Raw genomic sequence first — 7,551 nt, forward strand, 5'->3', positions numbered from 1 at the left:
ACGTCGCCCGGACGGGTGAGGTGGGCGCCGCCCGCGTCACCCGTCCGGAGGTCCCGTTGCCCCGCCCCACCCCGTCCCCGCAGGTCGCAGCGCTCGCCGAGGGCCGGGACGTCCCGGACGGCGCCCGATGAAGGGTGCGCACCACGCGGTGTGCGGGGCGGCCGCCTGGGTCGCCGTCGCGTCGACCGCACCGCTGACGCTCGGCTGGTACCCCGTCGGCCCGCTCGGGGTCGTCGCCGGCGCGCTGGTGTGCGCGGGCGCGGCGCTCGCCCCCGACGCCGACCACCACGACGCGACGATCGCGCACTCGCTGCCGCCCGTGTCGCAGTGGGTGTGCGACGCCGTGGCCGCCGTCTCGGGCGGGCACCGCAACGGCACGCACTCGGTGCTGGGGGTCGCGGCGCTCGTCGGGGTCGCGTGGGCGGCCGGGCAGGTCACGGTGACGACCTCCGTGCTGGGCGACCTCGCCGTGGGCGCCGGGGTGACGTCGCTGCTGCTCGTCGCGTTCGCGGCGCGCGCGCTCGGCCTGGGCCGCGGGCGGCTGCAGGCGTGGGCGCTGGCCGTCGCCCTCGCGGGGTTCGTCACGGTCGTCGCGCCGACGACGTGGGACTGGCTGCCCGTCGCCGTCGGGATCGGCGCCGCCGTGCACGTGCTGGGCGACATGCTCACGGGCGGCGGCGTGCCTCTGCTGTGGCCGTGGGAGCCACGCCCACCCCGGTGGTGGACGCGCACGCCCGGGCTCCGCGACGTGTGGAGCCGTGGCGGCAACTTCGCCGTCCCGCTGCTGGGGACCACGGGGTCGTGGCGCGAGCGTCTGGTCGCGGTGCCGCTCACGGCGTACGCGACCTACGGCGTGGTCGTCGCGCTCGCGGCCGGCACGCTGACGTCGCTCGGGTACGACGCCGACGCCGTGCTCGCACGCGTCGTCGAGACCGCCACGACGGCGCTGGGCACCACCGCCGTCGTCGGCGCGGTGGTGCTCCAGCAGCCGGTCACGGGCTGACCCGCGCGGGGTCGTGCAGGGTTCCTGCCGCTGTGCAGCAGGAACCCTTCACGGGATCGCACCCGACGGTGCGGTCAGACGAACAGGCAGAACGGGTGGCCGTCCGGCGCGAGCAGCACCCGCACGTCGTCCTGCGGCTGGTGGTCGGCCAGGCGCGCGCCGCACGCGAGCGCCCACGCGACCGCGGCGTCGAGGTCGCCGTCGGGGACGTGCAGGTCGAGGTGCTGCGTCGCGACCTGCTCACCGGCGCGGGCGGGCCACACCGGTGCGCGGTAGCGCGCCTCGTGCTCGAGGTTGATCGTCAGCCCGGGCACACCCGGCGGCGGCGCGACCTGCGCCCACCCGGCGCCGGGCGGGTCGTGCGGCCCGGGCGGCTCGTCGGCGGTCACGCGGTGACCCAGCAGCCGCGACCAGAACGCCGCGGCCGCGCGCACGTCCGGGACGCCGATCGTCACGGACGTGGCCCGCAGCACCGGCGGGGTCGGGGCGTCGTCGGCCATGACGGCGAGCGTCGCACGCCCGCGCACCGGTCGCACCGCGGGGGCGCCGACTCGCGACGGCACCCGACGACTCCCGATGACGCGGAGCCTGGGCGCCCCGGAGTGGCGCACGCCCCACGCGTCGCGACGGCTGCGCGACCGGCCCGCGTCGTCAGCCCCGGATCGGCAGCCAGTCCAGGACGTCCTGCACGTGCCGGTCCCAGAACCCCCACTCGTGCTCGCCCGGGTGCACGTGCGCGTCGACCGGGACACCGCGCTCACGGGCGCGGGCCACGAACGCCTCCTGGCCCGCCACCAGCGGGTCCTGCGCACCGCACACCGTGTACAGCGCGGGGAGCGCCGCGGGGTCGGCGCGGTCGAGGAGCGTCAGCAGGTCGTCGTCGGTGCCCTCGGGGTCCTGGTCGCCCCACACCTGCGGGACCATCGCCAGGAGCATCCCGCGCTGCGTCGCGTCGGTGACCGACAGCGCACCGGACAGGCTCGCGGCGGCGGCGAACCGGTGCGGCTCGCGCAGCGCCCACTTCAGCGCGCCGTACCCGCCCATCGACAGACCCGCGACGAACGTGTCCTCGCGCCGGTCCGACACCCGGAAGAAGTGCTGCACCGCCGCGGGCAGCTCGCGCGACAGGAACGTCCAGAACGCCTGCCCGTGCACCTCGTCGCTGTAGAACGACCGCCCGGCGCGGGGCATGACGACCGCGATCCCGCGCTCGGCGACGTACCGCTCGACCGACGTGCGGCGGGTCCAGATCGTCTCGTCGTCCGACAGCCCGTGCAGCAGGTACAGCACGGGCGGCGGGCCGCTGCGGTCCGAGCCGGCCATGCCGATCTGGCCGTGCGCCGACTCGGGCAGCAGCACGGTCATCGCCGTGCTCTCCTGCAGCGCCTCGGAGAAGAAGTGACAGGTCAGCAGCGCCATCGCGGGGCCTCCGTCGGGTGCGTCGTCCTGGCCGACGCCGTCCTGGCCACCGTGGTCCCGACCGACGTCGTCCTGGCCAACATAGCGGCGCCGCGGGCGCGCGCACGGGGGTTCGGACGACGGGCTCGGGGGTGCGCACGGGCGCGAGGTCGCCGTGCGCCCGGCGGGCGGGCCGCGTCAGGCCGTCGGACGCCGTCCCACCAGCGCGTCGAGCACGACGCGCGCCGCCTCCGCGACGGGCGCGTCGGTGCGCTCCGCACCGGGGTCGGCGCGGTCGCTCAGCACGGCCAGGACCACGGGCGCCCCCGCGGCGGTCCCGCGAGCCCCCGTCCAGACCACGGCCACGTCGTTGCGGGTCGCGTAGGCGCCGGCCCCGGACTTGTCGGCGACCTCCCAGCCCGGCCGGGCGGCCGCCCGCACGAGCGCGTCGCCGGTCGTGCTGCGCAGCATCGCGTCCGTGAGCAGGTCGCGCTCCGGGCCGCCGAGCGCATCACCCAGCACGAGCGTGCGGTACGTGCCCGCGAGCGCACCGGGCGTGCTGGTGTCGCGCTCGTCGCCCGGGACGAACGCGTTGAGGTCGGGCTCGGTGCGGTCGCTGCGCGTCACGTCGTCGCCCAGGCCCCGCAGCCACGCCGTGAGCGCCGCGGGACCGCCGGCACCCGCCAGCAGCAGGTTGCCCGCGGTGTTGTCGCTGAACCGCAGGGCCGCGTCGACCAGCTCGCGCCACGTCATGCCGACGCCCACGCGCTGCTCCGTGACCGGCGAGTACGTCACGAGGTCGGCCGCCTCGACGGGCACGCGCTCGTCCATGCCGTCGACGCCGCGAGCGGCCAGCACGGCCGCCGCCGCGAGCGGCTTGACGGTCGAGCAGAACGCGAACCGCTCGTCGGCGCGGTGGCTCGCGGTCGCGCCCGTCACGGTGTCGAGCGCGTGCACGCCGAGCCGCACGCCGTGCCGGGCCTCGACGTCGGCGAGCGCGGCGCGCCCGGCCTCGGTGGCGGCGATGCGGCGCACGCGCCGGTCCGCGGGGTCGGGGCAGCGCTCGACCAGGCCCGCGTCGCACAGGTCGTCGAGCAGGTACGTCATGACGGTGCGGTCGATGCCGAGGTGGGACGCGAGCGCGGCCTGCGTCGGCGGCACGTCGGCCGCGACGGCCACGCGCAGCAGGTGGTAGCCGCGAGGACCGGCGGGGATGCCGTCGAGCACGGCGCCGACGGCCGCCCGCCAGCGGGTCAGCAGCGCGCCGAGCTGCCAGCCGAGGTCGTCGGCGGCGCGTGCGGGCGTCTGCGTGCTCACGTCCGCAGCATACGCGCGGCGCACAAGATCGTCTGTCGTGCATATGATCTGTGCAGAACACGACCACGGGAGACAGTCACCATGACCGACTACGGGCACGAGCTGCGGTTCGGCACGTTCCTCACGCCGCAGAACGCCGACCCGCAGACCCCGGTCGCGCTCGCGGTGCTCACCGAGGAGGTCGGCCTCGACCTCGTGACGTTCCAGGACCACCCGTACCAGCCGTCGTTCCTCGACACCTGGACCCTGCTGTCCTGGGTCGCCGCGCGCACCGAGCGTGTGCACCTGTCGGGCAACGTCCTCAACGTGCCGATGCGCCCGCCGGCCGTGCTCGCGCGCGCCGCCGCGAGCCTCGACCTGCTCTCGGGCGGGCGCGTCGAGCTCGGCCTCGGTGCGGGCGCGTTCTGGGACGCGATCGAGGCCATGGGCACGCCGCGTCTCACGCCCGGCCAGGCCGTCGACGCGCTCGACGAGGCCATCGACGTCATCCGCGCGCTGTGGGACGCCGACGGCCGCGGCGCGCTGCGCGTCGGCGGGGAGCACCACCGTCTCGCGGGCGCCAAGCGCGGCCCCGCGCCCGCGCACGACATCGGCATCTGGGTCGGTGCGTACAAGCCGCGCATGCTGCGACTCGTCGGCCGCAAGGCCGACGGCTGGCTGCCGTCCCTCGGCTACCTGCAGCCCGGCGACCTCGCGCGCGGCAACGCGACGGTCGACGAGGCCGCGACGGCCGCGGGCCGCGACCCGCGCGAGATCCGGCGCCTGCTCAACGTCAACGGGCGCTTCTCCCCCACGCCCGGCGACGGCCTGGACGGCCCGCCCGAGCAGTGGGTCGACGCGCTCGTGCGGTACGCGCTCGAGGACGGCATCGGCACGTTCGTGCTCGGCACCGACGACCCGCGCACCCTCCAGACGTTCGCCGAGCAGGTCGTGCCCGCGGTCCGCGACCAGGTCGACGCCGCGCGCGCGACGTCCGGCACCGTGACGGGCGCGGTCCGCCCCGCGGCGGCGCTCGCGAAGCGCGTCGACGGCATCGCGTACGACACGGTCCCTTCCGACGTGCGCGCGGTCGAGCCCGGCGACCGGGGCTACGGCGCGCTGCGCTCGACGTACATGCGCCGCGGCGCGCCCGGCGTCGTGCTGCTGCCCCGCACGACCCCGCAGGTCGTCGACGCGCTGGGCTGGGCCCGGCAGCAGCGCGGCCCGCTCGCGGTCCGCTCGGGCGGGCACGGCATCTCGGGCCGCTCGACCAACGACGGCGGCGTGCTGCTCGACGTCGCCGCGCTCGACGAGGTCACGGTCGTCGACGAGGCGTCGCGACGCGTCCGTCTGGGCGCCGGTGCGACCTGGGGCAAGGTCGCCGCGACGCTCGCGCCGCACGGCTGGGCGATCTCGTCAGGCGACTACGGCGGCGTCGGCGTCGGCGGCCTCGCGACGACCGGGGGCATCGGGCTGCTGGGCCGGTCGTTCGGCCTGACGGTCGACCACGTGGTCGCGGCCGAGGTCGTCACGGCCGACGGCAGGGTGCACGTCGTGGACGCCGAGCACGAGCCCGAGCTGCTGTGGGGCCTGCGCGGCGCGGGCGGCAACCTGGGCGTCGTCACGTGGGTCGAGGTCGAGGCGCGCGAGTACCCCGACGTGGTCTTCGCGACCATGACGTTCGACGCGTCGGACCCGGCCGCGCTGCTCGACCGCTGGGGCCGCACGGTGCAGGACGCGCCGCGGCAGCTCACGAGCTTCCTGCACGTGCAGGCGGGCGGGGGCGGGCGGCCGCCCATGGCGCAGGCCATGACCGTGTGGGCCGACGACGACACGACCGCGGCGGTCGCGGCGCTCGAGGAGCTGCTGGGTGCGGGGCCGGTGCTCGACCAGCGCGCGACGCTCACGCCGTACGCGGGCGTGGTCGGGCCGGTCGCGCGGCACCACGACGGCGGCGCGCCGCCCGTCACCCGCTCGGGGCTGCTGCCCGCGATGACCGACGTCGCGGCGGCGGACCTCGCGCGCCTGCTGGCCTCGGGCGAGACGATGCTCGTGCAGCTGCGCGCGACGGGCGGCGCCGGCAACGACGTCGCACCCGACGCGACCGCGTACGCGCACCGGCACCAGCAGTTCTCGGTCACGGCGTTCGCCGGGCGGTCGGCACGCACCGGCCTGGACGACGCGTGGGACCGCCTCGCGCACCCGCACATGGACGGCCTGTACCTGTCGTTCGAGACCGACCCGCGGCCCGAGCGGCTGCTCGACGCGTTCCCGCCGCTCACGCTCGACCGGCTGCGCGCGCTCAAGCGCACGTACGACCCGGACCACGTGTTCGACCAGAACTTCCCCATCGACCCGCGGGGCTGACGGCCCGGGGCCTCGTGGGGCGTCCCGGCGGGCGGCCCTCCGGGGCGCCGCACGTCACGTGTCGTCCGCATCACAGCAGGTCAGCGGCGCCACTTGTTACCGTGCAGTACGTGATCCGTCTCCTCATCGCGTTCGTCGCCGGTGCCGGCATCGGCGCCTCGCTCCTGCACTGGTCCACCGGCGACGACCGGTACTCGTGGGTCTGGATGGCCGCGCTGCCGATCACGATCATCGGCCTCGTGCTCGTGAACGTCGCGCGCTCGTTCGCGAGCATGGCGCCGCCGGACCCCGAGGCGGTGCAGGCCGCACGCGCCGCGGGGCGCCTCGCGGGCGCGAAGGTCCTCGACGTGCGCCGCACCGGCACCGTCATCAACGACGTCCCGCAGTACGACGTCGAGCTGCTGGTCGACCCGCGCGACCTCGGGCCGTACCGCACGGTCGTGCGCGAGCTCATCGACGCGGCGCAGATGCCGGCGCGCCTGCCGGGGACGGTGCTCGCGGTCGTGCGCGTCGGCGAGGACGCGCCCGACGTCGCGATCGTCGACGAGCCCGCGCCGCCCGTGCGGATCCACGCCACGCCCGACGCGCCCCTGTGGGAGCGGGACCCGGACAAGCCCGTGCCGGGCCGCAGGCGCCCGATCCTGCCGGTCGGCCGCAAGGGCCGCGGCGTGCGGTTCCTGGTGTACCTGCTGATCGCCGCCGTCGGCGTCGCGGTGCCCACGTGGCAGCAGCGCGACGACGTGCTGCTGGGCGTGCGCTCGGGCGGCGTCGGCCACGGCGACGCGTCGTACCTCAGCGGGCCCGGGCGGGTCGCCGAGGCGGTGCAGCGGTTCGCCGACACCGCCGGCACGACGACCGTCACCGAGGTCCTCGCGTACGACGACCAGGTGTGGGTGACCGCACCGGTCGCGCCCGGCCGCGCCGCGTACGACACGTGGTGGGCGGTCGCGAGCAACGCGACCCGCGAGCGCCCCGCGACCATCCAGCCGGACCCGAGCGAGGAGTTCGACCTCTCCGCGGTGGACTGGTCGGCGCTGCCCGGGCTGTACGAGCAGGCGGTCGAGGCGTCGGGCATCCCGGCCGACGAGATCTCGAGCGGACACATCGCCGCCGGCTGGATCGGGTCCGACGAGGACCGCGCCGTGACCGTCCGCGTGTACCTCAGCGGCCCCTACGGCTCGTACACGCTCGAGGCCGACGCGCAGGGCACGCCGATCGGCGCGTTCTGACGCCGCGCCGGGCCGCCGCCCGGCACCGTCACCCGCCCGTCGACGCACGGCCGGCTCCCGCTCACGGCGGGGGCCGGCCGTCGTCGTCTCCCCCGAAGGTCGCAAGCGAGGTTCCCCGCTGCGCCCGAAGACCCGGGCACCCCGCGGCGACCAGCCTGGACGCAGGCCACGAGGTCACGTCCCGGGACACGTCCGGGCCCTCGCGGCGCAGGAGGAGCCATGCCCGTCACCCCGCCGGGACCGCGCACCGACCGCGCG

Annotated in this window: 6 protein-coding genes; 3 read left to right on the forward strand and 3 right to left on the reverse strand. The window is 76.7% G+C overall.

The features are described from left to right. The first annotated feature begins 127 nt into the window (after positions 1 to 127). Complete coding sequence (locus tag ATM99_RS04130; RefSeq protein ID WP_062101666.1) at positions 128 to 1,003, forward strand: metal-dependent hydrolase; 876 nt, start codon at positions 128 to 130, stop codon at positions 1,001 to 1,003. 74 nt (positions 1,004 to 1,077) lie between these two features. On the opposite strand, the gene ATM99_RS04135 is transcribed toward ATM99_RS04130, so the two are convergent. The 3 genes from ATM99_RS04135 to bla all read right to left on the reverse strand — a co-directional run bounded on the left by ATM99_RS04135 (position 1,078) and on the right by bla (position 3,718). Then, positions 1,078 to 1,503: a VOC family protein gene (locus tag ATM99_RS04135; protein WP_062101672.1), complete on the reverse strand. Its 426-nt coding sequence runs from the start codon at positions 1,501 to 1,503 to the stop codon at positions 1,078 to 1,080. A 151-nt stretch (positions 1,504 to 1,654) separates the two neighbouring features. Next, positions 1,655 to 2,422 carry an alpha/beta hydrolase family protein gene (locus ATM99_RS04140; protein WP_062101667.1) on the reverse strand — a complete coding sequence of 256 codons (768 nt, stop codon included), beginning with the start codon at positions 2,420 to 2,422 and terminating at the stop codon, positions 1,655 to 1,657. Positions 2,423 to 2,599: 177 nt separating this feature from the next. Further along, a complete protein-coding gene (gene bla / locus ATM99_RS04145; RefSeq protein WP_223304795.1) occupies positions 2,600 to 3,718 on the reverse strand; it encodes a class A beta-lactamase in 1,119 nt (372 codons plus the stop codon). An 81-nt stretch (positions 3,719 to 3,799) separates the two neighbouring features. Between bla and ATM99_RS04150 the strand changes: the two genes are divergently transcribed. Then, positions 3,800 to 6,064: an LLM class flavin-dependent oxidoreductase gene (locus ATM99_RS04150; RefSeq protein WP_062101668.1), complete on the forward strand. Its 2,265-nt coding sequence runs from the start codon at positions 3,800 to 3,802 to the stop codon at positions 6,062 to 6,064. A 110-nt stretch (positions 6,065 to 6,174) separates the two neighbouring features. Continuing rightward, complete coding sequence (locus ATM99_RS04155) at positions 6,175 to 7,293, forward strand: hypothetical protein (RefSeq protein WP_150118109.1); 1,119 nt, start codon at positions 6,175 to 6,177, stop codon at positions 7,291 to 7,293. The last annotated feature ends 258 nt before the right edge of the window (positions 7,294 to 7,551 follow it).

It is taken from the genome of Cellulomonas sp. B6 (assembly GCF_001462455.1).
GTDB lineage: Bacteria > Actinomycetota > Actinomycetes > Actinomycetales > Cellulomonadaceae > Cellulomonas.